This window comes from Paenarthrobacter sp. GQ52, from assembly GCF_059759005.1.
Map to the genome: position 1 here is coordinate 754,545 of NZ_JCAXEJ010000001.1, position 23,717 is coordinate 778,261.

Sequence of the window (23,717 nt, forward strand, 5' to 3'; positions counted from 1 at the left end):
GCCTAAAGGGAGCGCAGTACCGAAACTACCTTGCCCATGATGGTGGCTTGATCGCCCAGAATGGGTTCGTACTGCGTGTTCTGCGGAAGCAGCCACGTATGGCCATCCCTCTGACGGAAGGTCTTTACGGTTGCTTCGTCATCCAGCAGGGCTGCCACGATGTCGCCGTTGATGGCGTCATTCTGGCGGCGGACCACAACCCAGTCACCGTCACAGATGGCGGCGTCAATCATGGAATCGCCAGCCACCTTCAGCATGAACAATTCGCCATGCCCCACGAGCTGGCGGGGGAGCGCCAGCACGTCTTCCACCGTCTGGTCAGCCAGGATCGGTCCGCCGGCCGCGATCCGGCCCACCAGCGGGACCATGGCGGTATCACTGGCACTGGCCAGCTCTGTTACGGCAAGGCCCCCCGCGCTGCGAAGGGTGGTGGGCGCTTCCACGCCCGGAATGGTGCCACCATCAAGGGTCAGCGGCATCAGGACTTCCATGGCGCGGGGACGCTTGGGATCCCTGCGGAGGTAGCCAAGCTTCTCCAATTGGGACAACTGATGAGTGACGCTCGACAAACTGGCCAGACCCACGGTGTCACCGATCTCGCGCATGCTGGGCGGGTATCCGTTGTCGTTGACCGACCGTTGGATGGTCTCCAGAATCTTTTTCTGCCGGACAGTCAGGCTCTTGGGACTCTTCTGAGGCTGCTGGCTCCGCAGGGGTGCCCCGCCGCCTGTGGCTTTCGCTGCCATGTTCGCCAATGCCTTTCCATTCCGCCCGAGGCGAGCCCCGGGTTGTCGGGTCTGCAAAAAATGTCAGACCCTCCTGTTCCACTGAAACAGTGCTGTTTCTTCACTCAAACGTAGGGCAGGCACAGGCGTTTATCAAACATTTGTTCTAGCGAGTCTCGACACCGTTCGTTGATAAGTGCTAAAAATGTCATAGCAAGGTTCGAACATGTGTTCTATAAACCTGACGCTGGGGCTGGATGTTCGAACAGAGTGTTCGAACATCCGGGATCAGAAGAGGGGAACACAAAGAATTGGCCGCCAGGCACCGGGCACCCCGGAACCTGGCAATAGCTCAGAAGGGCTCAGCTCATGTCCGCAATCACTACGTTCGCTGAATTCCGCACCACTCAGGCGCCCGCTCGCCTGCGTCTGACCCGGCGGGGACGGATTGTCTTCTTCGGCATCCCGGCAATGCTGTTGGTGGCGGCGCTGCTGACCCTCGCCGGTTTTATCAACTCCCCGGCCAAGGCGTCGGACTCCCAGTCCCAATTGCGTCCGCCCGTCGCAGTCTCTGTCACCGTCCAGCCGGGGCAATCCCTCTGGGGCATCGCCGGCGCCGCCGCTCCGGAGCGGGACCCGCGTGATGTCATCGCGGAGATCATCCAGCTGAACGACCTCCGCGGCGGCCGCATTCTGCCCGGCCAGCAGCTGTTCGTCCCTGCAAACTGAGTCGTCCACCATCCGCAGGAACCGATCGCCCGGCGTCACAGTTAGTCGGCAGTCCCGGGCGCCCCTTAAACTGTGTTGGTGAGTGACCAGCTTGAGCGACTTGACCGACTTCCCCTCCGGACCAATCTGCGTGGACTGAGCCCCTATGGCGCACCGCAGCTTGACGTCCCCATCCTGCTCAATGTCAACGAAAACACCCATGGCGTCCCGGCGGATGTCCAAGCCGCCATCACCGAGGCTGTCGCCGCTGCGGCCACAGGACTGAACCGCTATCCGGACCGCGAGTTCACTGAACTACGGGAAGCGCTGGCCGAGTACCTTGGCCACGAACTTTCTCCGGACAACATCTGGGCCGCCAACGGATCCAATGAAGTCCTGCAGCAAATCCTCCAGGCATTTGGTGGACCGGGACGCAAAGCGCTCGGTTTCCCGCCCACGTACTCCATGTACCCCCTTCTGGCGAGTGGCACGGACACGGAGTATGTCCGCGGAGTGCGTGCTGACGACTACGGGCTGGACGCCGAATCGGCCGCCGCGCAGGTTCGGGAAACGGGCGCCAACATCGTGTTCCTGTGCTCACCGAACAACCCAACCGGTACAGGGTTGGGCTTGGACGTTGTCGAAGCCGTCTACGAGGCCGGAGAAGCGAGCCAGGCCATCGTGATCGTGGACGAGGCGTATCACGAGTTCGCGCACGACAATACTCCGAGCGCCTTGACGTTGTTGCCAGGACGCGAGCGGTTGATCGTCTCGCGCACCATGAGCAAAGCGTTCGCCCTTGCAGGTGCCCGGCTCGGCTACATGGCGGCAGCCCCGGAAGTCACAGACGCCATCAGGCTGGTCCGCCTTCCGTACCACTTGTCTGCCGTCACTCAGGCAACGGCCCTGGCTGCGCTCAACCACCGTGAAGCCCTGATGGCCGACGTCGAGGACATCAAGGTACAACGCGACCGGATTGTGACTGAGCTCCTTCGCATGGGCCTCAAGCCCTCGGCCTCCGACTCCAACTACGTCTTCTTTGGCGGCCTCGAGGAGCCGCACAAGATTTGGCAGGGCCTGCTCGATGCCGGTGTGCTGATTCGCGACGTCGGCATCCCTGGGCACTTGCGTGTTACCGCCGGAACCGAACCGGAAACCACCGCCTTCCTTGAGGCCTTGGAAGCACTGCTGGACGGCACGGCGCCGCAGCGCGCCTAAACTTGTCCATAGACCCAACCCACCCTCCGTGTATAAGGACGTCCCAATGAGCGAAACCGGCACCACGCCGACCGCTGCCCGCACCGCGCGCATGGAGCGCACCACCAGCGAGTCTTCAGTCCTGGTGGAGATCAACCTGGACGGTTCCGGTGTCTCGGACATCAGTACCTCGGTTCCGTTCTACGACCACATGCTGACGGCACTGTGCAAGCACTCCCTGATCGACATGACGGTGAAGGCCACGGGCGACACCCACATCGACGCGCACCACACCGTGGAAGATGTCGCCATCACTTTTGGCGAGGTCCTGCGGACGGCATTGGGCAACAAGGCCGGCATCCGTCGCTTCGGCGAAGCAACTGTTCCTTTGGATGAAGCGCTGGCGCACGCCGTCGTGGATGTTTCCGGGCGTCCTTACCTGGTGCACGGTGGTGAGCCGGCCGGGCAGGAGTACCACCTGATCGGTGGACACTTCACGGGCTCGCTGACACGCCACGTTTTTGAAGCCATCACGCTGCATGCCGGAATCTGCCTGCACATGAATGTCTTGGCTGGCCGGGACCCGCACCACATCGTTGAGGCCCAGTTCAAAGCTTTTGCCCGCGCTTTACGTGCAGCCGTGGAATCCGATCCCCGCGTGGAGGGCATCCCTTCCACCAAGGGCGCACTATGAGCGGCCAGTTTCTGAAGAATGGAGCGGTGGCTGACGCCACTGCATCCGTGAAGCCGGAGTCGCCCGAAGGCAAGCCCACCGTCACTGTGCTGGATTATGGATCGGGCAACGTACGGTCCGCCGTCCGTGCGCTTGAGCGCGCCGGCGCCCACGTTGTTCTGAGCTCCAAGCCTGAGGACGTGCTTAACGCTGACGGCTTGGTGGTGCCCGGGGTTGGTGCCTACGAGACGGTGATGAAGGAGCTCAAGTCCGTCGATGCCATCCGCATGATTGGACGGCGGGTTGCTGGTGGCCGCCCTGTGCTGGCCATCTGCGTCGGCTTGCAGGTCCTCTTCGAAGCCGGTGTAGAGCACGGCACCGAATCCGAGGGTATGGCCGAGTGGCCGGGCAAGGTTGAACTACTTCCCGCTCCCGTGGTGCCGCACATGGGCTGGAACACCGTGGACGTACCTGAGGGCTCAAAGCTGTTCGCCGGCGTTGAGCAGGAACGTTTCTACTTTGTGCACTCCTACGGTGTCCAGGAGTGGAACTTCGACGTCGTCCAGCCCCGCATGGCTCCTCCCATGGTCACGTGGTCCGAACATGGTGCGCGTTTCATTGCTGCTGTCGAGAACGGCCCACTCTGCGCTACCCAATTCCACCCGGAGAAGTCAGGCGATGCCGGAGCCCGGCTCCTGCGAAACTGGGTGGACAGCCTCCGTAAGCCCGCTCCGGAAGCATCCGGAAGCGATACCGCCTAGATGTGGGGCTCAGTATTGCTGATGGCCCTCGCCGGCCTGCTGATTGGCGGGGGTATCTCCTTCCACCAGCAGAAAAAACCGCGCTGGGTTTCCATTTGTTTCTATGTGCTGGCCGGGATGTCCCTGTTGGCCGCCTACCTCCTGACGCTGGGTAACTAAACCAGTCGCTCAACAAACCGCGTCACCTTCGAACTCCAAGGACACACATGACCACCTCCGCCCAGTCCGTTCTGGAACTCCTGCCCGCCGTCGACATCGTTGACGGCCAGGCAGTCCGCCTCCTGCAGGGAGAAGCCGGCTCGGAAACCAGCTACGGTACGCCCCTGGAAGCAGCCTTGAACTGGCAGGACGCCGGTGCCGAATGGGTGCACATGGTTGACCTGGACGCTGCTTTCGGCCGCGGAAACAACGCCGCGCTGATCAGCGATGTCGTATCGCAGCTCAACGTCAAGGTGGAACTCTCCGGCGGTTTGCGGGACGACGAATCCCTGGAGCGCGCGCTGGAGCTGGGCGTCGCGCGCGTGAATCTCGGAACGGCAGCGTTGGAGAACCCGGAGTGGACCCGAAAGGCAATCGACCGCTTTGGTGACAAGATCGCCGTCGGGCTTGACGTCCGCGGGACAACTCTTGCCGGACGCGGTTGGACCAAGGAGGGCGGTGACCTTTGGGAGGTTCTGGCACGCCTTGAAGACGCAGGGTGCGCCCGCTACGTTGTCACAGACGTCACCAAGGACGGAACCCTTCAGGGCCCGAACGTGGAACTGCTTCGCCAGATGGTGGAGAAGACCGGCAAGCCCGTTGTCGCTTCGGGCGGTATCTCCAGCTTGGAAGACCTGCGCGTTCTGCGCGAACTGGTACCGCTGGGTGTTGAAGGCGCGATCGTAGGCAAGGCTCTCTACGCCGGTGCCTTCACGCTGCCCGAGGCGCTGGACGTTGCCGGCCGCCGCTGATGCCCCACAACGCAGGACATCAGCACGACGATCATGGCCACGGCAGGCGTGAGCTTCCCGGCCACATAGCGGCCGCCTTGGCCGGTGCCGGTGGAGCTACGGACTCTGCCGGCCAGCCTTGGTCCGGAAGGAGCCTCAGTGGTGATGACGCCAAAATTCACAATTTTGAGGACGACGACGGCTCGGCAGATGCCGGTTATGTAGCCGCCATCGCGGCACTGATCAACGGAACCGGCAGCGAGGAAGACGTTGTTGCCTCCTTGGCGACGGCAAGGGTTTTCGTTCCGGTAGTTGCCCAATTGGCTGAGGAAGCAGAAGGCGTCGATGGCCTCCACGCTGACAAGCAGGCCGATATGGCTTTGGTCACACTGAAGGCCCCCGATGGACGCACGGCCATGCCGGTCTTCACCTCGGCAGCTGCCCTCGAGGCATGGCATTCGGAGGCGCGGCCCGTGGCCGTATACGCTGCGCGCGCAGCGCTTTCTGCAGTTTCCGAGGGCGCGCAGCTGTTGGTGATGGACCCAGGCTCCGACTTTGCATTTGTTGTTCGGCGCCCGGCGATGTGGGCCCTTGCCCAGCAGAAGGACTGGACGCCGTCATACCTTGATGATCAACTGGAGGCTGCTCTCGTTTCAACGGTCTCGGCATTTCGGACCGTCCGTCGCTTGGAGACGCAACCCGGTGGCGGTGTTGCGTCCCTGACGGCCGACGGTCGAAGTGTACATGGCGGCGGTGCAGGGCCGGAACTGCGTGTGGTGCTCTTCCTCGAAGATGGGCTCGACGCCGTGGCTGTGCAGACGCTCCTTGCCCAACTGAACGATGCGTGGGCAAGGATGGATTCCTTTGCCGAGGGCGTTGATTCCATGGAAGTAAAACTGCAGCGCGCAGCACAGGAGCCCGCGCGGCATTAATGGCAGTGCCGGTTCCCCGGGGCTGCCCTGGGGAACAAGAGGATTTAGCCAGTGAACTTCGCTCTCTATAAGGAGATGCTGTCCATCCGCCCTGTCCGGCGTCTGTTGGTTGTGGGCATGATTGCGCGCATTCCACACTCGGCGGCGGGCGTGCTCCTCACTCTGCACATCGTGCTGACGCTGGGCCAGGGCTACGCCGCCGCCGGTGCAGCGGCCGCTGTCATGACCATCGGCATTGCGCTGGGTGCACCCTGGCGTGGTCGCCGGGTGGACATAGTGGGGCTGAGGAAGGCTCTGATCCCTTCGGTTGTGTCCGAAACCGTCATCTGGTCGATAGTCCCGCACGTTTCGTATGAATGGCTGCTGCCATTGGTGTTTGTCGGCGGTCTTTTCACCCTGCCGATTTTCAGTGTTGTCCGCCAGTCGCTGGGTGTCATGGTGGATGGCGAGCAGCGGCGATCGGCCTTTGCCCTCGATTCCATCGCCACCGAGCTGGTGTTCATGATCGGCCCGGCTGTCGGTGCCATCGTGGCAACCAGTGGCTTCTCGGCGATCGGACTGACGGCAGTAGGAATTTCGGTCTCCGTTGCCGGGCTGTTCCTTATGTGGTTCAACCCGCCAACCCGGAGCGAAGTGGTCTGTACCCCGCAGGAGACCGCGGACAGGGCGGCGGCTGACCTCGCTGCTGCGGAGGCTGCCATGGTGGCCTCAGCGCCTGCCCACGTCCAGGAGGCGGCCTCTGAAATGGCGTCGGCAACTTCGCGCACATCAGCCTTCCGGAGTCGCGTCGCCAGGAACTTCACCTGGTTCACGGTTTCCGTTGCGGCACTCTTCGTCGTAGCCGCGGGATCCGGGATGGTGCTCAGTGGTTCGGATGTCAGCATCGTCGGGCTGCTGGAACGTGGTGGACACGAGAATGAAATCGGCATCGTGTTCTTCTTCTGGTGCGCAGCGTCCGTGGTCGGTGGACTCATCTACGGGTCAATGAAGCGGACCATCTCGCCAATGCTCTTGCTCCTGGGCATGGCCGCTCTTACCATTCCGATGGGCTTTGCCCAGGACACTTGGACCCTCGCGTTCCTCTCGCTCCTGCCCGGCCTTTTGTGCGCACCGGTTTTGTCGGCGTCGTCTGAGATGGTGGCTGACCTGGTGGACGAGGAGCGCCGGGGTGAAGCGATGGGCTGGTACGGCTCGGCACTGACCGCAGGCGTTGCCTTGGGCGCGCCTTTGGCCGGGGTCTTCATCGACACCGTGGGTCCGTCGGGTGGCTTTGCCGCGGTCGGCATCGCGGGTGTCGCTCTCTGCGCTACCGGACTCATCCTCACGTCCTTGCGCCGCCGGGCCGCCCGCGTCTGAAACCCTGACGCGCTGAACCTCAACAACAAACAAACAAACAACGACGGCGGGTCGACCACACGTGGTCGACCCGCCGTCGTTGACTATTGCGGAAGTTGGGGCTAGTTCACCGGTCCGGTGAACTTTTCGCCCGGACCCTTGCCCGGGGCGTCAGGAATGAGGGAAGCCTCGCGGAATGCCAGCTGCAGTGAACGCAAGCCATCGCGCAACGGGCCGGCGTGCTGTGAACCGATTTCCGGGGCGGCTGCTGACACCAGGCCGGCGAGGGCCGTGATGAGCTTGCGGGCTTCGTCCAAGTCCTTGAGGTCCTCGGCATTGGGATCATCGGCCAGGCCCACCTTGACGGCGGCCGCGCTCATGAGGTGAACGGCGCCCGTTGTAATGACTTCCACTGCGGGAACTTCAGCGATGTCACGGATCTGCTGGGACACTCCGGCATCAGCGGCGGGGGAGGCGTCTTCCCCATAGGAGTTACGGGAATTGCTGTCTTCAGTGCTCATACTGGTAAGCTTGTCACAGACCGACTGGAAGTCGTTATTCACAGTCAACATCTGCAGTTCTTGCTCCCGCCTTCCGCAATGTGCGCTTGGCGGGTTGTTTCTGTAGAATTGACTTTCAGTTTGCAAGCGGAGTTCTCTCCCACCCGCGTCAACCGTTCCCTTCGGGGACAGGATCCCTTTCGGGACAAGAGGTTGCCGGGTACCTGGTCGGACACTTCCGGAGGCATTGCTTCCGAGGGTGCGTACTTCCCGCGGGGAGGTGCAGCCGATCTTCGAGGCCTTCGATTGCACCAGCAATTGGGGGCCTTCTCTTTTTGCCGGTGACATCACCACAACCACAGGAGCTTTAACATTAGCGAGCCAAGAATCAATGAGCGTATCCGCGTCCCCGAGGTGCGGTTGGTCGGTCCTGCCGGCGAACAGGTAGGAATTGTCCGCATTGAGGACGCCCTGCGTCTTGCTGCCGAGTCCGATCTCGATCTCGTTGAAGTTGCCCCGCAGGCTAAGCCTCCTGTTTGCAAGTTGATGGACTTCGGCAAGTACAAGTACGAAGCCGCCGTGAAGGCCCGCGAGGCCCGCAAGAACCAGACCAACACGGTTCTGAAGGAAATTCGCTTCCGCCTTAAGATCGACAAGCACGACTACGAAACCAAGCGCGGTCACGCACTTCGGTTCCTGGGCGCCGGTGACAAGGTCAAGGCCATGATCCAGTTCCGCGGCCGTGAGCAGCAGCGTCCCGAGATGGGTATCCGCCTGCTGCAGCGTTTTGCTGAAGACGTTGCCGAGGTTGGCATCATCGAGTCCAGCCCGCGCATCGATGGCCGCAACATGGTCATGGTGATCGGACCGCTGAAGAACAAGGCTGAAGCGAAGGCCGAAGCCCGTCGCGCTACGCAGCGTGCTGAAGCCAAGGCTCAGAATGAGGCCAAGGCATCCGGACGTGTAGACACCACAGGCGAACAGGCTCCGCTGACGCAGAGCCTCGCCGACCTTCTTCCCGAGGGCTTCAAGGTCACCGAAGAGGAGACCAAGCAGGAAACTGTCGAAGCCCCCGAGGCCCAGGCCGCGGTTGCTGAGGAAGCTCCCGTTGCTGAGGAAGCTCCGGTTGTTGAAGAGGCTCCGGTTGTTGAAGAGGCTCCGGTTGTTGAAGAAGCTCCGGTTGTTGAAGAAGCTCCTGCTCCGGTTGTAGAAAAAGCACCCGTGGTCGAGGCTCCTGCAGCCAAGGCAGCTCCGGCAAAGGCAGCGCCTGCGCCGGCGAAAACTGCACCGGCCGCCAAGGCAGCACCGGCAGAAGCGGCTCCGAAGCCAGTTGTTCCGGCAGCCGCCCCGAAGCCTGCAGTTCCGTCGGCTCCGAAGCCCGTCGCCAAGCCGGCAGCTCCCAAGCCGGCAGCTCGGCCCGCGGCCCCCAAGGCTGCGCCCAAGCCTGCATCACGCAAGACCAACTAGTTCAACGCCTCGGAGGCCCGCCTCCAACGGCAAGCAACCAGCACGCCGGCCCTCGTAGGCCGGCTGCGCGAAAGAATCGCGGACTCGTCCGTGGATACGTAAGGAGATCGGTTCCCATGCCGAAGATGAAGACCCACAGCGGTGCTAAGAAGCGCTTCAAGCTGACCGGCACCGGCAAGCTGAAGCGTCAGCAGGCCAACCGCCGTCACTACCTTGAGCACAAGTCCTCAAGGCTGACCCGTCGCCTCGCCGGCGACAAGCTCGTCTTCAAGGGCGATGCCAAGGTCATCAAGAAGATGCTCGGCGTCTAAGTTCCAAGTTCTTTGGTTACTGCCATCCGGCAGGGACCGACTACACCAAAAGCCTTCTCAGGCCGGCCGGGTTTCCGGCAGTAGCAGCTTGGGATAAAGATTTCTGAAGGAGTACGCACGTGGCACGTGTGAAGCGGGCGGTAAACGCCCACAAGAAGCGCCGGGTTGTCCTCGAACGCGCAAAGGGTTACCGCGGACAGCGTTCGCGCCTGTACCGCAAGGCCAAAGAGCAGCTGCTGCACTCGTTTGTGTACAGCTACGGCGACCGCCGCAAGAAGAAGGGTGACTTCCGTCGCCTCTGGATCCAGCGCATCAATGCTGCATCCCGCGCCAATGGCCTCACCTACAACCGCTTGATCCAGGGCCTCAAGGCCGCTGAGGTTGAGGTTGACCGCCGCATGCTGGCCGAGCTGGCTGTCTCTGACGCCAACGCTTTCGCCGCCCTGGTGAACATTGCCAAGGCTGCACTTCCGGCTGACACCTCCGCGCCGACCGCTGCTGCTGCTCCCAAGGCCGCCAAGGTTGCTCCGGCTGCTGCCACCGCAACGGCTGTCAAGGCTGTTGTTTCCGAGAAGCCGGCTATCGACGGCGCAGTTGCTGCTGATGGCGACGAAGCTCCGGAAGGCTACGCCATCAAGGGCAACGCCGAGTCCAAGAAGTACCACGTTCCGGGTTCCACCTGGTACAACACCACTGCTGCTGAGTACTGGTTCTCCACCGTTGAGGCTGCAAAGGCCGCTGGCTTTGAGCCTGCAGGTGGCGAAGCCCGCCAGCAGATCAAGAACTAGTCGCAACTGCCACTAAAGTTCTTTATATGAACGAAACCGGGCGCCCGCAAGACTTTCCGATGACCAACCCCCGAGCTGATCGGGTGAGGGACGTCGCCAGGCTTGCCGGGCGCCCGGCGCGTTTAAAACGCGGACGCTTCCTTGCTGAGGGTCCGCAGGCGGTGCGTGAGGCTTTGAGCCTGCACCGTGAGCGCACTGCGGCAGGAGGACCCGCCGTCGTGCATGAAGTTTTTGCCAGCGAAGCGTGCCTTGAGCGCCTCCCTGAGCTTGCCGACCTGGCGCAGGAAACGCAGCTCCGGCTTGCAAGTGACGAAGTCCTTGCCGCCATGGCGGATACCGTCAATCCGCAGGGGATTGTGGCTGTGTGCAGTTTTGTGGATGTCAGCTTGGAGTCGGTGCTCGACGCCGGTCCACGCCTGATCGCCGTCATGTGCCAGGTGCGCGATCCCGGTAACGCCGGGACTGTTCTCCGCGCTGCGGATGCTGCCGGCGCCGACGCAGTGGTCCTTACTGGTTCGAGCGTGGACATCTACAACCCCAAGGCTGTCCGGTCGACAGCTGGCTCCCTTTTCCACTTGCCGGTGGTGCTGGGCGCCGATGTCGAGGAGTTGGTGGCACGCTGCCGGGATCGCGGTATCGGTGTCCTGGCTGCTGACGGATATGGAACCGTCAACTTGGACAAACTGCAGGATGAGAATGCGGCGCGGAGACTTGGGAATGAATCTGTAGCGTCGGACTATGCGCTTGAGGCACCTACGGCCTGGATGTTCGGCAACGAAGCACAGGGTTTGTCGGAGACCGAGCTTGCGCTGGCTGATCATCGCGTGGCGGTTCCTGTCTACGGGGCAGCCGAAAGCCTGAACCTGGGTACCGCCGCCACTGTGTGTCTTTACGCCAGCGCGCGTTCCCAGCAGGGCGCCCGACTGGAGAATGTGTAAACAGCGCATCGCCGGGTACGGTATTGGATGCAAGATCGGACGATGACGACTCTTCTTGGTACATCCCATTCTTTCCCCGAACCCAAAGAGGTGAAGTTTTCGTGGCTGCAGGTGGCGGTACCAAAGCGATTGTGGCGGCCCTGGCCGCCAATCTGACTATTGCCGTATTGAAGTTCACTGCATTCTTCCTGACGGCGTCATCGTCCATGCTGGCTGAAGCCATCCACTCGGTGGCGGACTCCGGAAACCAGATCCTGCTGCTTGTGGGAGGCAAACGGGCCAAGCGGGCCGCCAGCCCCGAGCATCCGTTCGGCTATGGCCGTGAGCGGTACATCTACGCGTTCATCGTCTCCATCGTGCTGTTCAGTGTGGGTGGCCTGTTTGCCCTGTACGAGGCCTGGGAGAAGTTCCAGCACCCACACGGTATCGAGGGGGCTTTCTGGTGGGTCCCGTTGGCCGTCTTGGTCGGTGCCATCATTGCTGAGTCGTTCTCTTTCCGCACGGCCATCATTGAGTCGAACCACATCCGCGGCAAGCAATCATGGGTCAAGTTTGTCCGCAACGCCAAGCAGCCGGAACTGCCAGTGATCCTGCTGGAGGACTTTGGCGCTTTGCTTGGCCTGATTTTCGCGCTCTTCGGTGTGGGAATGACGCTGGTCACCGGTGACGGGGTCTGGGATGCACTCGGCACAGCGATGATTGGCCTCCTGCTGGTGGCCATCGCAGTGGTCCTTGCCCTGGAAACCAAGTCCCTGGTGCTGGGGGAGTCTGCCACCAGGGAAGATGTCCAGCGCATCACGGAGGCACTGGAAGCTGACGGCACCCGCATCATCCACCTCAAAACCCTGCACCTGGGTCCGGAAGAGCTGCTTGTAGCTGCGAAGATCTCCATGGAGGCCTCTGAGACGGGCGAAGAGATTGCGAAGGGGATCGACGCCGCCGAGCAGCGTATCCGTGCGGCAGTCCCCATTGCGCGGGTCATCTACCTCGAACCTGACATAGAACGCGTCCAGGCGCCGCAGGGTTAGCCGTTCCGGAAATGTTCCTTCCGGATTAGTAAGTTCGATAGGTGCTTAACAAGCATGGGCTCCGCCGTGGCGGAGCCCATGCTTGTTGTGTGTGGTTTTCCGGCCAACCAGCGCTCTTCTGGTGGATCAGGAGGAAAGCGGCTTTTTTCGCTCCAGCAAACCACTGACCAGGGCCACTCCGAGGCCCAGAATGGCAAGGACCGCGCCAACCAATGCGGGAGCCACATATCCCCAACCCCAGGCAATAACTGTGCCGCCCAGGAAGGCGCCGAGCGCGTTGGCGATATTGAGGGCGGAGTGGTTCAGCGAGGATGCCAGCGATGCGGCGCCCGGGGCAGCGTCCAGGAGGCGGGTTTGCAGCGCGGGAGTGAGCATGGAGCCCACACCGCCCACCACGAACGCCATGATGAAGGCGGCCCAGGCCCAGTGCGCAGCAATGGCGTAGACCACCAGGGCCACGGCGATTCCCGGCATGACCCAGTAGATGGTGCCCATCACGGACTTGTCGGCAAGGCGTCCTCCGAAGATGTTTCCCACCACCATGCCCAGTCCGTAGAGAGCCACAACCGCGGGGATCAGGTTCTCCGGTATGCCAGCCACAGAGGTCATGGTGTGTGCAATGTAGGTGTAAACGGCGAAGAAGCCACCAAACCCAATGATGCCGATCAGGAGCGCCAGCCAAACTTGGAGCCGTTTGAGGGCTCCAAGTTCGCGTCGGATGCTGGCCTCGGGGTGGGCTGCCTCGAAGGGGACGAATTTCCACACCATGGCGACGGTCAACAATCCGATGGCGCCCACAATGACGAAGAGGAGCCGCCACCCGAAGGTCTGCCCAACCCATGTGGCCAAAGGAACCCCGATGACGTTGGAGACCGTGAGTCCTGCCATCACCATGGAGATTGCCCAGCCCCGTTTGGTTGGGGCTACGAGTCCGGCTGCGATGACGGCTGCCACTCCGAAGAAAGCTCCGTGGGGAAGTCCGGAAGCAAAACGGGAGAGCAGCATGAAGCCGTAATCCGGTGCGACGAAGGACGTCAGGTTTGCCAAGGACAGGAACAGCATGAGCCCCAACGCAAGGTGCTTTCTGGGAAGCTTTGCCCCGAACGCAGCGAAGAGGGGAGCGCCGATAACGACGCCCAATGCGTAAGCCGAGATGAGGTTGCCCGCTTCGGGGGTGCTGATGCCCAGCCCCTCCTCGATTTCCTTCAGCAGGCCCATCATGGCGAATTCGGTGGTACCGATGGCGAACCCGCCCATGGCCAAGGCCAGGATGGCCAAGCCAAGGTGTTTCCTTGCTGCTTTGGCGGTGGCGGGGGTGGACACGGTGGTAGTCATAAGCCTGCTTCTTAAGGGTGCCTTGTGGGCTGGAGAAATTGGAGAAAATCCGATAACAAGTTTAGTCCGGGGCCCCGTGACTTGTCGCAGCTATGTGACGATGCCCATTCATCGGGCCCCATAGACTGTTTCGGTGACTGCACTGATCAACGTCGTGGGCGCCGCCGTCGTCGACTCCTTGGAAGCCCCCGCCCGCCTTCTTGTTGCGCGCCGCACTGCGCCGCCCCAGTTCGCTGGCATGTGGGAATTTCCGGGCGGCAAGGTGGAAGCCGGTGAGACTGCGGAGGCTGCCCTGCACCGTGAACTCGCGGAAGAACTGGGCATTGAAGTGCAACTCGGGGCCGAGCTGGACTCGGGCAACACCACTGGGTGGACGCTCAATGAGCGTGCCTCCATGCGTGTGTGGTTCGCCGAGCTGACGTCGGGAGAGCCGCGGCCGCTGGAGGATCACGACGAATTGCGTTGGGTATCGTTGGCTGATCGTGACGAAGCTCTCAGCCTTCCGTGGATTCCGGCGGACCTTCCAATAGTCCGGGCGTTGCTTAGCCGGCTGGCCGCTCCCGCGTGAGAACCGGGCGCTTGGATGGAAAAGATGGTTGCGTCGCGTAGCCGGTGGCCTTCAACCTAGAAAAGCGGCTGCTGTCCAGGAAGGGGAGCTGAGGCGTCCACGGTTGCCGCCGCCGACCCAGAGGCAGTGCGAGCATTCCGGTGGCTGAATCCGGATGTTCCGGTGAAGCCGTACTTCGCCTTGAAGTAGGTGATCCTGCCGGTGAGCCACGCGCGATACTCCTTGGAAGCATAGGAGCCTTGTCCATAGAGTCGCCGGTACTTGCCCACCAACTCCGGGTGTTGGGTGGCCAGCCATTTCATGTACCACTCACGGGTTCCGGGCTTAAGGTACAGGGCGCCGGCGGTGACTCCTGTGGCGCCCGCTTTGGTCAGTTCCGCGAACAGGGAATCGAGGGCTTCGTCCGAGTCCGTCAGCCATGGCAGGATGGGCATGGCCATAACGCCGCACCCCAGGCCGGCGTCGCGGAGCCGGGCGATGAGCTTGAGCCGTGCCTTGGGTGAAGGCGTGCCAGGCTCTATGAGTTCTGCGAGGTCCTGGTTGGTCATCGCCAGGGAGATGCCAAGGTCCACGGGGACCTGGGTGGCGGCGTGCTTGAGGAGGGGAATGTCCCTGGACAGCAGCGTGCCCTTGGTCAAGATGGAGAAAGGCGTGCCGGAATCTGCGAGTGCCCGGATGATTCCGGGCATGAGCATGTAGCGGCCCTCTGCGCGTTGATAGGGATCCGTGTTGGTGCCGAGGGCGACTTGGGGCCGTTCCCAAGAAGGCTTGGCCAATTCCTTTCGGAGAACTTCGGCGGCATTGATCTTGACCACCACTTGCGAATCGAAGTCCCGCCCGGCGTCGAACTCCAAATACGTGTGGCTCTTCCGCGCGAAACAGTACACGCAGGCATGGCTGCATCCGCGATACGGGTTCACGGTCCACTCAAACGGCATATTGGAACCCGAAGGCACCTTGTTGAGCACTGACTTTGCGGTGACCTCATGGAAGGTGACTCCGGAGAATTCGGGTGTCGAGATGGAACGCACAAGCCCGGCAAGCGGCAGCAAGGCGTCCAAGGCCGGGGCAGGGCCTGGCGCCTCGAAACCACTGGGTTCTGACACCGGTCCACGTTTAGGTGAAAGTGCTTGTGCGTCCCATCTCATGGACTCTATTCGAATGTATGTTCGAACGAATGTCAAGGTCCCGGAAGGCAAGCTCTGCGGACACCGGGACTGGAGCGTTGCTAAGGTTGGGCCATGATTCTGCTGACTGGCTTCGAACCGTTTGGCGAGGACGATGTGAATCCTTCCTGGCTTGCAGCGCGGCGGGCGGCAGGGTTGCTCGACTCGGAAGGCATCGCCGTTGAAGCCGTGCAGCTGCCGTGCGTCTTTGGTGAGTCGGGGACAGTCCTCACCGACGCCATAACCCGCGTGAACCCGGACATAGTTCTCTGTGCCGGCGTGGCGGGAGGCCGTGGACGGATCTCCTTGGAACGCGTCGCCATCAATTGCGATGACGCCCGGATACCGGACAACAAAGGCCAGCGCCCCATCGATGAGGAAGTCATCCGTGGCGGGCCTGCAGCATACTTCTCAAGCCTGCCTATTAAGGCCGCGCTGAGGGCCCTCCAAGTGGCGGGAATCAGGGGAGAGGTTTCGCAGTCCGCGGGAACCTACGTGTGCAACCACGTCTTTTATGCCTTGATGCATGCCCTCGCATCCAGGCCGGATATTCGTGGCGGGTTCGTCCATGTTCCCTATTTGCCGGAACAGCTGCCCGATGGCAGCCCAACTCCGTCCATGCCTTTGGAATTAATGGCGGAGGGTCTTGCCGTCATTGTCCGGACGACGCTGCACACACAGGCGGACGTGAAAATGTCAGCCGGAGCTATTCGCTAAACGAGTTCCCATTCCACTTTGATGCTGGCCGAGACTGAGGACTCTCCAGCTTCCACGGGCAACGCCTCCGCAGTGAAGGATGCCCTCACCATGACACCCAGGGGAATGGGTCCGCCGTGCAGGGGCTCCTGGGATACGGACACCACCTGCCCAAGCCGGGCAGATGCCAACGAAGCGTACTGTTCGGCCCGGGCCACGGCGTCCTGCCACGCAGCCTCCTGAGCCCGGGCTGTGACCGCAGCGGCATCCGCAAATCCTTGTTCGATCCCGTTGATCCGGATGTCGTCTCCGCCAGCCGCAACAGCTGCGGCGATAGCAGCAGGAGCACCCGCCTGGGAACGGATTCCCACCTGCAGGTTGGTGGATGCCACGTATGCAGTCACCTTCTGCCCTTGCCCTTCCACCCAGGCCAGATCGGCACGAAGGTTCAGCCCGCTGGTCCGGAGGTCTACGTCGGAAACACCCGCTGCCCGCAAACTGGCTGCGACAGCGTTAGCTGCTTTGCCGGCGTCGTCGTAGGCTTTCGCGGCTGTATCCCGACGCGTTTCCACGCCGAGCGTTAATGTCACCAGGTCCGGGACGGCCTTTGCGCTCGCGGTCCCGGTAACAGTGATGGTTCGGTTCATGTTCAGGCCTCGATTCGCTTGCCTGCACGGCTGTCCTGCCGGCGGGGATGAGTGTCAATGTAACCGCCGGCCACGAGGCCGGCCTGCCGTTCGAAGAAATTCCGCGACGCCGGGTTCCCGCTGCGAAGCATGGACCAGCCAGCGGCGACGCCGTAAAAGGCCAGGAAAGGAAGCCCCAGGCAGTACGCGTACTGGGTGCTGTGCCGCTCCTCATGCCCCAGGAGCACTGCGTTGGTTCCGGCGACACCATGCGGCGCCCGGTACAGGACTACGTTCCCCAGCGTAAACGCGCCTGCATGGGGGAGCTTCCAGTTGTACCCGGCAGCGATCAGAAGCCCCCGCGGGCCGTGGGAAACGGTGGAACGGGACGCGGCTGCTACCGCCAGCCCCAGCGGGGTGGACAGGTTCAGGACGTTTGCGATCTGCCGAAAGCGTTGCGCCGGAGTCATGATGCCATGCTAGCGCCGTAGTGTGTGCCCGGCGTTAGTAGAGATACGCTGTTCGAGCACCCGCAGGTGCCAAAAATAAAAATTGGGGGACGAGGGATATGAACTCGAAACGCGCCTTGGGCGTAGTCGGTGTACTGATCGCACTCATGCTGGCATTGACGGGTTGCGTCAAGCTCAACATGTCCGTGAAGGTCAACAACGAAAAGAGCGTGGACTACGAGGTTGTCTATGCCATCCAGAAATCCGTGCTGGGCGAGAAGTCCTTCGACGAATTCATGGAGTCGAACGGTACCGGAAGCCAGGGGATGGACATCCCCGACGGCGCTACCGTGGTGGACTACGAGGACGAGAAGTACAAAGGCAAGCGGATCACCGCCGCCAACCTCGACCCTGCAAAGCTTGCTGACTCCTCCAGCTCCGAGAACCCCTTCGAACTGAAGAAGGAAGGGGACTTCTATATCATCTCCATGGGTGGAGTGACCGGTGCTGAAAGCAGTGACGCATCGTCGTCGGCCATGGCAAAGTCAATGTTCGACGAAGCCTCCGTCAAGTTCACGTTCCCGGGCAAGGTGGTGGAGGCCAATGGCGCCACCGTGGATGGCAACACGGCCACGTTTGACATGCTGGCGCTCAACGGGACAGTGGTTCAAGCCAAGGCCGAGGCCAACGCTGGAATTCCGATGTGGATCATCTGGATCCTCGTAGCTGTGCTGGTCATTGCCGGTGCGCTGGTCCTGCTGTTCGTTCTGCTGCGCAAGAGGTCTGCCCGGCAGGAGCCGGCGCTCGCAGGTGCCACTCCTTATGGCCAGCCGGGTTACGCGCCTCAGCCGGGGCAGGCAGGTTACGCTCCTCAACAGCAGTCGGCTTACAACCCGCAGCAACCGTACGCACCGCAGCAGCCGCCGTATTCGCCGCAGCCGCCGGTACAGCAACCCCCAGTCCAGCAGCCGGGCCAGACGCGCGACGATGGCCTGTGAGGTTCAACTAGACTGAAGGGTAGTGCCTGCCGTCCGCGGCGAGCACTACCCTTTCGTTTTGCAGGTCCGCCTAGCCGGGCCGCTCCCTACTCGTAGCTAAGAACAGTAGATGACTGACACTTTGCCAGGCGCTGCCATCCCGAATCCGCTGGATGAAGCCGCCATCACCGCCGCCGTCGAGGACGCCATTGCCGCCATTTCGGCTGCTTCCTCCCTCGAAGAACTCAAGGCTGTCCGCCTCGCCCACACCGGCGAGAAGTCGCCTCTGAGCCTGGCCAACCGTGAAATCGGTGGCTTGGCGAAGGAGCACAAGGCCGCCGCCGGCAAGCTCATGGGTTCCTCCCGTGGCCAGGTCAACAAGGCGCTCGCAGCCCGGACCGAAGCTCTCGAGGCCGAGAATGACGCCCGCATCCTGGTGGAAGAAACCGTCGACGTTACGGCCGCTCCGCGTCGTCGTCGCGCCGGTGCCCGCCACCCGCTGTCCACGTTGCAGGACCGCGTCTCGGACATTTTTGTTGGCATGGGCTGGGAAATCGCCGAAGGCCCCGAGGTGGAGTCCGAATGGTTCAACTTCGATGCCCTGAACTTCAAGCCTGACCACCCCGCACGCGAAATGCAGGACACGTTCTTTGTGGAGCCTCCCGAAGCGCACCTGCTCATGCGGACGCACACGTCCCCGGTGCAGGTCCGTTCCATGCTGGAACGCGAAGTGCCCATCTATGTGCTGTGCCCCGGCAAGGTCTTCCGCACGGATGAACTGGACGCTACGCACACCCCTGTCTTCCACCAGTTCGAGGGACTGGCGATCGACAAGGACCTGAGCATGGCGGACCTTCGTGGAACGTTGGAGCACTTCGCCCGCCAGATGTTCGGCGACGAAGCTTCCATTCGCCTGCGCCCCAACTACTTCCCGTTCACGGAGCCTTCCGCTGAGCTGGACATCTGGCACCCGGGTGCCAAGGGTGGTCCCCGCTGGATTGAGTGGGGCGGCTGCGGCATGGTCAACCCCAACGTCCTCCGGGCAGCCGGCATCGATCCGGACATCTATTCAGGTTTCGCCTTCGGCATGGGCATTGAGCGCACGCTCATGTTCCGCAACGAGGTCGGCGACATGCGCGACATGATCGAAGGCGACGTACGTTTCAGCGAGCACTTCGGGATGGAGATCTAACAGTGCGTATCCCACTTTCCTGGCTGCGTGAATTCGCGCAGGTTCCGGCCGATGCTACGGCCGAAGACGTCATGGCTGACCTGGTCAAGGTCGGTTTCGAAGAAGAGGAAGTCCACCGTCCCACGGACGAGCTCACCGGTCCCGTTGTGGTGGGCCAGGTACTGAGCTTGGTCAAGGAACCGCAGACCAATGGCAAGACCATCAACTGGTGCCAGGTTCGCGTTGTTCCGGAAGGCCAGGAGCAGACCCTCACCGGCAAGGGTATCGATCCTTCGGGTGTGCAAGGCATCATTTGCGGTGCGCACAACTTTGTGGAGGGCGACAAAGTTGTTGTCACCCTCCCCGGTGCCGTGCTGCCTGGAAACTTCCAGATCTCCGCACGGAAGACCTACGGTCACCTTTCCGCGGGCATGATCGCCTCCGTCCGTGAGCTCGGCATCGGCGATGACCACGACGGCATTCTGGTGCTCTCACGCATCGGCCTGGATCCGGAAATCGGCACTGATGCGATGGAACTGCTGGGCCTGTACGACCAAGCAGCGGAAATCAACGTCACGCCGGATCGCGGTTATGCCTTCTCCATCCGTGGTGTGGCACGCGAGTACGCCCACGCCACCGGAACAACCTTCGTGGACCCGGCTTCAAAGGTCACGGCTCCGGCCACCCTGCAGGGCGGCCACGGCGTCAAGCTCAACGACGACGCTCCCATTTACGGTAAGCCTGGCTGCGACCGTTTCGTGGCCCGCACGGTTCGTGGCGTGGATGCTTCCCGTCCCACCCCGCCGTGGATGTCCGCGCGCCTTCGTTTGGCTGGCGTTCGGTCCATCTCGTTGCCGGTTGATATCTCCAACTACGTCATGCTTGAGCTCGGACAGCCGAACCACTGCTACGACCTCGACAAGCTCGCGGGCGACATCGTGGTGCGGCGCGCAGTGGCGGGGGAGAAGATCACCACCCTGGACGACAAAGAGCGCACACTCGACGTCGAGGACCTGCTGATTACCGATGATTCCGGTGCCATTGGCATTGCCGGTGTAATGGGCGGTGCCCACACCGAGGTTTCCGACTCCACCACGAACATCCTGGTGGAAGCGGCGCACTTCGATGAGGTCTCAATCGCGCGTTCCCGTCGCCGCCATAAGCTGCCCTCCGAAGCTTCCAAGCGCTTCGAGCGTGGCGTGGACTGGCATGTGGCCCACATTGCTGCCCAGCGCGTAGTGGATCTGTTGGTAGAGCTCGCCGGTGGCACGGCGGACGAGGCAGGGACCGACGTCGGAACCGCACCTGATGCCGTGACTATCGACTTGCCTGCTGAGTTCGCTGCCGCCCGTATCGGCATTGACTTCACGGAAGAGCAGATCATCACATCGCTCAAGGACCTTGGCGCTGCGGTGGAGAAGACATCCAGCGGTTACCGGGTTACTGCTCCGAGCTGGCGCAACGACCTCGAAACCAAGGAAGACCTGTCGGAGGAAATCGCCCGGCTTGTTGGCTACGACAACATCCCTGCCACTCTTCCGGTTGCGCCTCCGGGTCGTGGGCTCAGCCGGAGCCAACAGCAGAAGCGCCGGGTTGTCCAGGCGCTGGCAGATGCGGGGCTCACCGAGGTATTGTCCTACCCGTTCGTCTCCAAAGCTGCCAATGACACTTTCGGTGTTGCTGGTGAAGGCGAACCGCGTCCGGCGTTGAAGCTGGCGAACCCGATCAGCGAAGAACACGGCTTCCTCCGTACGTCGATCCTGCCGGGCCTGATCGAGGTTGCCCGCCGCAATCACTCACGCGGCTTCCGCGATCTGGCATTGTACGAAGCCGGTTCGGTCTTCCTCCCTGGCGACAAGCTGGGCACGGATTCCATTCCGCCGCTGGGCGTCAAGCCGGCCGACGAGGTTCTGGATGCACTGTACGACGGCGTCCCGCACCAGCCGCTGCACATCGGCGCTGTTATGACCGGCCACGATTCTCCGGCCGCTGCTACGCATAGCCCGCGTGCTTGGGACTGGGCTGACGCCCTGGATGTGGCACGCCTCATGGCGGATGTCCTGGGTGTGGAACTGGTCGTTAGCCAGGGTAGCCACCAGGCGTTCCACCCGGGACGCGCGGCTCAGCTTTCGCTGCGCAACGGCGACGTTGTGGGTTACGCCGGGGAACTTCACCCGAAGCTCCTCGCTGCCCACGATATGCCTGCGCGTTCTGTAGCTGTTGAGGTCAACGTGGAAGCGTTGTTTGAGGCGGCCGCTGACGTGATCGTGGCCAAACACATCTCCGGGTACCCCGTGGCGACACAGGATGTTGCCTTGGTTGTCCCGCAGGATGTCCCGGCAGACCAGGTCCTGGCCGCCCTCCGCGAAGGAGCTGGAGTACTTCTTGAGGATGTCTCGTTGTTCGACGTCTACGTTGGTCCGGGCATCGAGGATGGCAAGAAGTCGCTGGCTTTCGGCCTCCGCTTCCGTGCAGACGACCGCACGCTGACGGCGGACGAGGCGTCTGAGGCACGGGCAGCAGCGGTGGCTGTGGCTACTGAGCGCTTCGGTGCAGTCCAGCGCTGATCCCTGCCGCAACTGATCAAGATCCCCGGGACCTGTTGGTCCCGGGGATTTTTATTTAACGAGATTGCACTCCCAGCATCTTGACAGACTATTCACATGTGTATGACAGTTTTGTCATACACATGTGAAGCATGTGTATCACATCCCTCGCACGGTTCGCTGAGAGCCGTCCCTTGAAAGGTACCCATGAAGAAGCAGAACGTTGCTTTGCTTGTCGGGGCTGCAGTAATGGCTTTGACGTCCTCGCTTGGCGGAGCCGCAGTAGCGTCAGAGTCGACGCCACAAGTGGCTGCAGCAGAGGTCCAGCCCGTGTCGCACACCGTCGACCAGTCGCAGGTTTCCGGTTCCCCAGCATCGCCGTTAGCGGACAAATACACCATCGCCGTGCCGTCCAAGGCTGGAGGGGCTTCCACGGACTCAGTCATCGGCGCGGATGGCCGGGTTCGGATCACCAACACCACGGCTGCCCCCAACCGCTCCATCGTGCAGATCGAATTCAATGGTGGCTACATTTGCTCCGGCGCCCTGATTTCCGACGACACCGTGTTGACCGCAGGCCATTGCGTGCACGAAGGCGGCACCGGATCGGAAGCCGACTACTCCTGGGGCGTCAAAGTGGCTCCGGGGCGCAACGGGTCAACCGACCCTTACGGCACTTGCGGAGCAACAGAGATCTTCACGGATCAGCGCTGGATCGACTCCGCAAACACCAACGCTGACTGGGGTGTCATAAAACTCGACTGCACCATCGGCAACACCACCGGCTGGCTCAACTACACCGGCACCACGGCCAGCCTGAACGGAACCAGCACGACAGTCCGTGGCTACCCGGGGGACAAAGCGTTTGGCACCATGTGGTCCATGACCGGCCCCATTGAGAGCACGACGACCGAAAAGGTCTACTACAAAATGGACACCTACGGCGGCCAGAGTGGAGCGCCCGTCTACAACAGCTCCAACACGATCATGGCCATCCACACCAACGGTGGTAGCTCCAACTCAGGCACGCGCATCACACCCACGCTGGCGAATTACCTGACCTCGGTGAAGTAGCCCGGCTGGGTTAGTCCGCCCAAAGTGTTCCCCGCAGCGTTACCTTAGCTGCGGGGAACACTGCTGACCGGAGCCATAGGCGCTGAGCAGATAGAGTTTTGCTTGAGGCAAGCCGGCAACATCTGCGAGAGAAACTGAATGACAAGTCCTAGTCCTGGTCCACGTCCCTTCCCGGTCGCCGGGCCCGTGCATCCCCTCGACTACTGGCTCTCCCCGGAGCTGGCCCGGATCAGCCCGTCTGGAGCCCCTTCCCGCTTACGGCAATTAGCCGATGCCCAGGGCGCCCGCGCTGCAGCTTGGAGCAGCGCGGTCAGCGGCGGCATCCTCATGGTCCTTACGGGTGTCTTCTTCTCAGCGATAACAGGCAACCTGGTAGTCATCTTGACTCTTGGTCCGTTGGGAGCCGCTCTGACGATTTTGGGCCTCTTCTCCTGGAATAGGGTGCGTGCTTCGCTGCCCGATACTAACCGGCTCCTCATTTCGCGCGGCCCTGGCTCTGTTCGAAGCGCCCTTTGGACGGTGGCGCTGATTGCCGCAGTGCAAGGCGGCATCATGGCCACGGTAATGCCTGGGGCCACTGCCCGGGATGGTAATGCCGTCATCACCCTCGCCGGTTGTTACGTCTTAATGGTGGCTCTGTTGGTGGTCTGCATCCTCATACCCTCGGCAGTCATAAGCAGGGCTCGTCAATCCTTCCGGCAAAAGGTGCAAGAGGATCCTGCTTTCCGGAAGGCAGTCGAGGAGGATCTGGCTACGTGGCAGGACCCGTATGGAAATGCCGGGTATGGTCCGCTCTAGAAGACGACACGTGGCTTGG

Annotated in this window: 26 protein-coding genes; 20 read left to right on the forward strand and 6 right to left on the reverse strand. The window is 62.0% G+C overall.

From position 1 onward, the window contains the following. Positions 1–2: 2 nt before the first annotated feature. Positions 3–746, reverse strand: a complete 744-nt coding sequence (gene lexA, locus AC6CH8_RS03350) for a transcriptional repressor LexA (protein WP_026005367.1) — start codon at positions 744–746, stop codon at positions 3–5. Positions 747–1,094: 348 nt separating this feature from the next. On the opposite strand from lexA, the gene AC6CH8_RS03355 reads away from it, so the two are divergent. The 8 genes from AC6CH8_RS03355 to AC6CH8_RS03390 all read left to right on the forward strand — a co-directional run bounded on the left by AC6CH8_RS03355 (position 1,095) and on the right by AC6CH8_RS03390 (position 7,281). Then, a complete protein-coding gene (locus tag AC6CH8_RS03355; protein WP_498188621.1) occupies positions 1,095–1,454 on the forward strand; it encodes a LysM peptidoglycan-binding domain-containing protein in 360 nt (119 codons plus the stop codon). 78 nt (positions 1,455–1,532) lie between these two features. After that, the gene (locus AC6CH8_RS03360; protein ID WP_420180682.1) at positions 1,533–2,651 is read left to right on the forward strand and encodes a histidinol-phosphate transaminase; all 1,119 of its coding nucleotides are present in this window, start codon (positions 1,533–1,535) and stop codon (positions 2,649–2,651) included. A gap of 46 nt (positions 2,652–2,697) precedes the next feature. Then, on the forward strand, positions 2,698–3,324 hold the full coding sequence (gene hisB / locus AC6CH8_RS03365) for an imidazoleglycerol-phosphate dehydratase HisB (RefSeq protein WP_091466505.1): 627 nt from the start codon (positions 2,698–2,700) through the stop codon (positions 3,322–3,324). Then, positions 3,321–4,064 (forward strand): imidazole glycerol phosphate synthase subunit HisH, encoded by a 744-nt coding sequence (gene hisH, locus AC6CH8_RS03370; protein WP_091466507.1) that lies wholly within the window; start codon positions 3,321–3,323, stop codon positions 4,062–4,064. Before hisB ends, hisH begins: the two co-directional genes overlap by 4 nt. Continuing rightward, entirely contained in the window at positions 4,065–4,223 is a 159-nt protein-coding gene (locus AC6CH8_RS03375) for a CG2302 family histidine operon protein (protein ID WP_420180684.1), read from the forward strand. A gap of 47 nt (positions 4,224–4,270) precedes the next feature. Then, positions 4,271–5,014, forward strand: a complete 744-nt coding sequence (priA, locus tag AC6CH8_RS03380) for a bifunctional 1-(5-phosphoribosyl)-5-((5-phosphoribosylamino)methylideneamino)imidazole-4-carboxamide isomerase/phosphoribosylanthranilate isomerase PriA (RefSeq protein WP_091466508.1) — start codon at positions 4,271–4,273, stop codon at positions 5,012–5,014. After that, on the forward strand, positions 5,014–5,925 hold the full coding sequence (locus AC6CH8_RS03385; RefSeq protein WP_498188622.1) for an SseB family protein: 912 nt from the start codon (positions 5,014–5,016) through the stop codon (positions 5,923–5,925). The genes priA and AC6CH8_RS03385 overlap by 1 nt, the downstream gene beginning before the upstream one ends. 51 nt (positions 5,926–5,976) lie before the next feature. After that, positions 5,977–7,281, forward strand: a complete 1,305-nt coding sequence (locus tag AC6CH8_RS03390) for an MFS transporter (RefSeq protein WP_498188623.1) — start codon at positions 5,977–5,979, stop codon at positions 7,279–7,281. 101 nt (positions 7,282–7,382) lie between these two features. Here the strand turns inward: AC6CH8_RS03390 and AC6CH8_RS03395 are convergent, their stop codons facing one another. After that, entirely contained in the window at positions 7,383–7,781 is a 399-nt protein-coding gene (locus AC6CH8_RS03395) for a DUF1844 domain-containing protein (RefSeq protein WP_498188624.1), read from the reverse strand. Between the two features lie 393 nt (positions 7,782–8,174). On the opposite strand from AC6CH8_RS03395, the gene infC reads away from it, so the two are divergent. The 5 genes from infC to AC6CH8_RS03420 all read left to right on the forward strand — a co-directional run bounded on the left by infC (position 8,175) and on the right by AC6CH8_RS03420 (position 12,292). Beyond that, a complete protein-coding gene (gene infC, locus AC6CH8_RS03400; RefSeq protein ID WP_498188625.1) occupies positions 8,175–9,227 on the forward strand; it encodes a translation initiation factor IF-3 in 1,053 nt (350 codons plus the stop codon). Between the two features lie 116 nt (positions 9,228–9,343). Continuing rightward, entirely contained in the window at positions 9,344–9,538 is a 195-nt protein-coding gene (gene rpmI / locus AC6CH8_RS03405; RefSeq protein ID WP_011774324.1) for a 50S ribosomal protein L35, read from the forward strand. Positions 9,539–9,657: 119 nt separating this feature from the next. Further along, positions 9,658–10,326, forward strand: coding sequence for a 50S ribosomal protein L20, sunset domain variant (gene rplT / locus AC6CH8_RS03410; RefSeq protein WP_498188626.1), 669 nt, complete (start codon positions 9,658–9,660; stop codon positions 10,324–10,326). 26 nt (positions 10,327–10,352) lie between these two features. Continuing rightward, the gene (locus tag AC6CH8_RS03415) at positions 10,353–11,264 is read left to right on the forward strand and encodes a TrmH family RNA methyltransferase (RefSeq protein ID WP_498188627.1); all 912 of its coding nucleotides are present in this window, start codon (positions 10,353–10,355) and stop codon (positions 11,262–11,264) included. 101 nt (positions 11,265–11,365) lie between these two features. Beyond that, on the forward strand, positions 11,366–12,292 hold the full coding sequence (locus AC6CH8_RS03420) for a cation diffusion facilitator family transporter (protein WP_498188628.1): 927 nt from the start codon (positions 11,366–11,368) through the stop codon (positions 12,290–12,292). A gap of 126 nt (positions 12,293–12,418) precedes the next feature. On the opposite strand, the gene AC6CH8_RS03425 is transcribed toward AC6CH8_RS03420, so the two are convergent. Further along, positions 12,419–13,627: an MFS transporter gene (locus AC6CH8_RS03425; protein WP_498188629.1), complete on the reverse strand. Its 1,209-nt coding sequence runs from the start codon at positions 13,625–13,627 to the stop codon at positions 12,419–12,421. A gap of 133 nt (positions 13,628–13,760) precedes the next feature. On the opposite strand from AC6CH8_RS03425, the gene AC6CH8_RS03430 reads away from it, so the two are divergent. After that, positions 13,761–14,195, forward strand: a complete 435-nt coding sequence (locus AC6CH8_RS03430; protein ID WP_498188630.1) for a (deoxy)nucleoside triphosphate pyrophosphohydrolase — start codon at positions 13,761–13,763, stop codon at positions 14,193–14,195. Between the two features lie 56 nt (positions 14,196–14,251). Here AC6CH8_RS03430 and AC6CH8_RS03435 read toward each other — a convergent pair whose 3' ends face one another. Continuing rightward, positions 14,252–15,343, reverse strand: a complete 1,092-nt coding sequence (locus tag AC6CH8_RS03435) for an Rv2578c family radical SAM protein (protein WP_498188631.1) — start codon at positions 15,341–15,343, stop codon at positions 14,252–14,254. 93 nt (positions 15,344–15,436) lie between these two features. On the opposite strand from AC6CH8_RS03435, the gene pcp reads away from it, so the two are divergent. After that, positions 15,437–16,078, forward strand: a complete 642-nt coding sequence (pcp, locus tag AC6CH8_RS03440) for a pyroglutamyl-peptidase I (protein WP_429331743.1) — start codon at positions 15,437–15,439, stop codon at positions 16,076–16,078. On the opposite strand, the gene AC6CH8_RS03445 is transcribed toward pcp, so the two are convergent. Both AC6CH8_RS03445 and AC6CH8_RS03450 read right to left on the reverse strand, forming a co-directional pair. Then, positions 16,075–16,704, reverse strand: a complete 630-nt coding sequence (locus AC6CH8_RS03445; RefSeq protein WP_498188632.1) for an SIMPL domain-containing protein — start codon at positions 16,702–16,704, stop codon at positions 16,075–16,077. The genes pcp and AC6CH8_RS03445 overlap by 4 nt on opposite strands. A 2-nt stretch (positions 16,705–16,706) precedes the next feature. After that, entirely contained in the window at positions 16,707–17,153 is a 447-nt protein-coding gene (locus AC6CH8_RS03450) for a hypothetical protein (RefSeq protein ID WP_498188633.1), read from the reverse strand. A gap of 98 nt (positions 17,154–17,251) precedes the next feature. On the opposite strand from AC6CH8_RS03450, the gene AC6CH8_RS03455 reads away from it, so the two are divergent. From AC6CH8_RS03455 to AC6CH8_RS03475, 5 genes are all read left to right on the forward strand, one after another. Next, positions 17,252–18,130 (forward strand): resistance to Congo red protein, encoded by an 879-nt coding sequence (locus tag AC6CH8_RS03455; protein WP_498188634.1) that lies wholly within the window; start codon positions 17,252–17,254, stop codon positions 18,128–18,130. A 109-nt stretch (positions 18,131–18,239) separates the two neighbouring features. Further along, positions 18,240–19,301, forward strand: coding sequence for a phenylalanine--tRNA ligase subunit alpha (gene pheS / locus AC6CH8_RS03460; RefSeq protein WP_498188635.1), 1,062 nt, complete (start codon positions 18,240–18,242; stop codon positions 19,299–19,301). Between the two features lie 2 nt (positions 19,302–19,303). Further along, complete coding sequence (pheT, locus tag AC6CH8_RS03465; protein WP_498188636.1) at positions 19,304–21,847, forward strand: phenylalanine--tRNA ligase subunit beta; 2,544 nt, start codon at positions 19,304–19,306, stop codon at positions 21,845–21,847. A 186-nt stretch (positions 21,848–22,033) separates the two neighbouring features. Continuing rightward, positions 22,034–22,900 carry a trypsin-like serine peptidase gene (locus tag AC6CH8_RS03470; protein WP_429331748.1) on the forward strand — a complete coding sequence of 289 codons (867 nt, stop codon included), beginning with the start codon at positions 22,034–22,036 and terminating at the stop codon, positions 22,898–22,900. A gap of 138 nt (positions 22,901–23,038) precedes the next feature. Then, positions 23,039–23,698 (forward strand): hypothetical protein, encoded by a 660-nt coding sequence (locus AC6CH8_RS03475; RefSeq protein WP_498188637.1) that lies wholly within the window; start codon positions 23,039–23,041, stop codon positions 23,696–23,698. Positions 23,699–23,717 lie beyond the last annotated feature (19 nt).

Bases quoted from the DNA above. Each gene is read 5' to 3' on its own strand.
- AC6CH8_RS03425 (WP_498188629.1), bottom strand. From the start codon at position 13,627: ATGACTACCACCGTGTCCACCCCCGCCACCGCCAAAGCAGCAAGGAAA.
- AC6CH8_RS03355 (WP_498188621.1), top strand. From the start codon at position 1,095: ATGTCCGCAATCACTACGTTCGCTGAATTCCGCACCACTCAGGCGCCC.
- lexA (WP_026005367.1), bottom strand. From the start codon at position 746: ATGGCAGCGAAAGCCACAGGCGGCGGGGCACCCCTGCGGAGCCAGCAG.
- AC6CH8_RS03475 (WP_498188637.1), top strand. From the start codon at position 23,039: ATGACAAGTCCTAGTCCTGGTCCACGTCCCTTCCCGGTCGCCGGGCCC.
- AC6CH8_RS03450 (WP_498188633.1), bottom strand. From the start codon at position 17,153: ATGACTCCGGCGCAACGCTTTCGGCAGATCGCAAACGTCCTGAACCTG.
- hisH (WP_091466507.1), top strand. From the start codon at position 3,321: ATGAGCGGCCAGTTTCTGAAGAATGGAGCGGTGGCTGACGCCACTGCA.
- priA (WP_091466508.1), top strand. From the start codon at position 4,271: ATGACCACCTCCGCCCAGTCCGTTCTGGAACTCCTGCCCGCCGTCGAC.
- AC6CH8_RS03435 (WP_498188631.1), bottom strand. From the start codon at position 15,343: ATGAGATGGGACGCACAAGCACTTTCACCTAAACGTGGACCGGTGTCA.
- AC6CH8_RS03385 (WP_498188622.1), top strand. From the start codon at position 5,014: ATGCCCCACAACGCAGGACATCAGCACGACGATCATGGCCACGGCAGG.
- AC6CH8_RS03455 (WP_498188634.1), top strand. From the start codon at position 17,252: ATGAACTCGAAACGCGCCTTGGGCGTAGTCGGTGTACTGATCGCACTC.
- AC6CH8_RS03395 (WP_498188624.1), bottom strand. From the start codon at position 7,781: ATGAGCACTGAAGACAGCAATTCCCGTAACTCCTATGGGGAAGACGCC.
- AC6CH8_RS03445 (WP_498188632.1), bottom strand. From the start codon at position 16,704: ATGAACCGAACCATCACTGTTACCGGGACCGCGAGCGCAAAGGCCGTC.
- rpmI (WP_011774324.1), top strand. From the start codon at position 9,344: ATGCCGAAGATGAAGACCCACAGCGGTGCTAAGAAGCGCTTCAAGCTG.
- hisB (WP_091466505.1), top strand. From the start codon at position 2,698: ATGAGCGAAACCGGCACCACGCCGACCGCTGCCCGCACCGCGCGCATG.
- pheS (WP_498188635.1), top strand. From the start codon at position 18,240: ATGACTGACACTTTGCCAGGCGCTGCCATCCCGAATCCGCTGGATGAA.
- pcp (WP_429331743.1), top strand. From the start codon at position 15,437: ATGATTCTGCTGACTGGCTTCGAACCGTTTGGCGAGGACGATGTGAAT.
- AC6CH8_RS03415 (WP_498188627.1), top strand. From the start codon at position 10,353: ATGAACGAAACCGGGCGCCCGCAAGACTTTCCGATGACCAACCCCCGA.
- AC6CH8_RS03375 (WP_420180684.1), top strand. From the start codon at position 4,065: ATGTGGGGCTCAGTATTGCTGATGGCCCTCGCCGGCCTGCTGATTGGC.
- AC6CH8_RS03470 (WP_429331748.1), top strand. From the start codon at position 22,034: ATGAAGAAGCAGAACGTTGCTTTGCTTGTCGGGGCTGCAGTAATGGCT.